Source organism: Oscillibacter sp. CU971 (genome assembly GCF_905219725.1).
GTDB lineage: Bacteria > Bacillota > Clostridia > Oscillospirales > Oscillospiraceae > Oscillibacter.
Map to the genome: position 1 here is coordinate 1 of NZ_CAJMXG010000421.1, position 1,827 is coordinate 1,827.

General features: G+C 54.8%; 3 protein-coding genes. All 3 read right to left on the reverse strand.

Annotated features, from left to right (window positions below):
• Nucleotides 1-92: 92 nt before the first annotated feature.
• The 3 genes from JX325_RS16085 to JX325_RS16095 all read right to left on the reverse strand — a co-directional run bounded on the left by JX325_RS16085 (nucleotide 93) and on the right by JX325_RS16095 (nucleotide 1,533).
• The gene (locus tag JX325_RS16085; RefSeq protein WP_374220654.1) at nucleotides 93-470 is read right to left on the reverse strand and encodes a hypothetical protein; all 378 of its coding nucleotides are present in this window, start codon (nucleotides 468-470) and stop codon (nucleotides 93-95) included.
• 281 nt (nucleotides 471-751) lie between these two features.
• Nucleotides 752-1,357, reverse strand: a complete 606-nt coding sequence (locus JX325_RS16090) for a helix-turn-helix domain-containing protein (protein ID WP_243414142.1) — start codon at nucleotides 1,355-1,357, stop codon at nucleotides 752-754.
• A complete protein-coding gene (locus tag JX325_RS16095; protein WP_204792056.1) occupies nucleotides 1,324-1,533 on the reverse strand; it encodes a helix-turn-helix domain-containing protein in 210 nt (69 codons plus the stop codon). Before JX325_RS16095 ends, JX325_RS16090 begins: the two co-directional genes overlap by 34 nt.
• Nucleotides 1,534-1,827: the final 294 nt, after the last annotated feature.

Below are 1,827 nucleotides of genomic sequence, written 5' to 3' on the forward strand. Positions count from 1 at the left end.
TCGCATAGCTGCGTCGCTCATTTTTCTGTATCATTCCCTCATTATACTACTTTTCCCTCTATTGGTACAGCTTCTGAGAGGGGGATGGATGATCACAGGCCACCCTTTTGATAGCGGACGGCGTCGTCGAGAGAGATACTGCCGCTGGTCTTTTTCACGTCCTGGATGCACCGACCCCTGAGCGCCTTGAGCTGCTCATCGGGAATCTCCATCCCCGCCGCCAGCACATTCATCACCATGTCCTGTTCCACCGCCAGCTTAAAGAGCAGTCGGCAGACGCGGTTCTCCGAATCCTGCACCGTACCGCGAATAGCGGAGAGGTACATGGGCGCTACGGCTGTGCAATCGCTGGCGTTTAGGTAGTCGCAGTAGAACCGCAGCGCAGTTTCCACGAACTCATTTTGACTGCGACAGTGTGCTAGCGGCATCGCCGCTTTGATCTTCCGGTCGGTATCCGGATCAATTCTCATCTGAAATCTCACTTTTTCTTCTGCCATGATGTTATCCTCCAAAACTGTGTTTTTCGGGGCTTTCGCCACCTGTAATGCCTGAATTTTCCTTGCGGCAGTAGAGTTTGCGCCCTTATCAATGCCATATCCAATGCCACGCCGGGGAATTTGATGCCATTCTGCGATTTGCACAGTTTTTCTTAAAATGTACCGCAAACGGTTCCAAGCTTCGGCGTTTCCCCTCTCCCGGCCCGCATTGCGGGCCGGTGTGACCCGGCGTGGCGGCACAAGGCGCCACGCTTTTATCCTGCACTTTTTTCGACCCCCCGGTTCACCTGACCGTTTTGAAAATCGCTGAGGTCACCCGTTCCGTACATCGGGCCGCACAGCCCCGACACACCGCGCTCTGCTGTTGGGGGTGTCGTGGGCCGCTCTGTGGTCGGAAGTGGCTCCTGTGTCGCGCAGAGCCGCGACAATCGGGCCTGTGCTTTCTGTCGTTCTGTGTCCAGCTCCAGCTGACTGAGCTGCCGCTCGTGGTAGTGATCCACCGCTTCACGGATGGGGCGGATGTGGTAGCGCAGTGTACCGTTGCGCTTGCGCCCGTCCCTCGTGACGACGGTGGTGGACTCCGTGCGGATGAGGTGCTTGTCCTCCAGCTCCAGCACATACTTTCGCACGGTGTTGGCGCTCATCTTCACCGCCCTGCCGATGGTGTTGTAGCTGGCATAGGACTGGAAGGTCTTCCTGTCCTCGATGTGCATCAGGTAACCGTAGATCGCGATGGCGCCATAGGACAGGTCCAGATAGAACACCTCATTGGGCAGAGGAGAAAAATTCTTGGCCGGGTCGCGCTTGGAATAGAGATCGTATTTCTTCACGCCGTACCTCCTGTGTGTTCTTCCACCCAACAGATGAACGCCTCCTTGGGGATCATGATACGGCTGCCGATGCGCAGTGCCGGGAAGCCCTGCTCGTGCATCAGCTCGTACCCGCTGGACGGTGAGACGCCCAGCACCTTTGCTACTGTCCCCGCATTCAGGAACAGCGGCAGCTCGTCATAGGTCTTGTAGATAGACTCTTTCATACTGTACTTGCTCTCCTTATTTAGTTGTGATGATTTTTTCTCTCTGCGTTGGAGTCAGGACAGAGTGTGATAGCCGTCCACGCTGTCCTTGCCATACCAGAGAAAATAAAAAACCTACACATCCCTGCTGGCAAAACAATCAGCGGTACAGAATATCGTACCGCGAGGTCTTGCACAGCCTCGGATATGTAAGTCGGAAGTAGAGCGAGGCAGTTTGTTCAGTTGTTGTACTCGAATATACGTTCTGTGCATAGAATACTCGATCAGGCAGCTTTTGTCAAGAGGGTGCGTATA

Bases quoted from the DNA above. Each gene is read 5' to 3' on its own strand.
- JX325_RS16085 (WP_374220654.1), bottom strand. From the start codon at position 470: ATGAGAATTGATCCGGATACCGACCGGAAGATCAAAGCGGCGATGCCG.
- JX325_RS16095 (WP_204792056.1), bottom strand. From the start codon at position 1,533: ATGAAAGAGTCTATCTACAAGACCTATGACGAGCTGCCGCTGTTCCTG.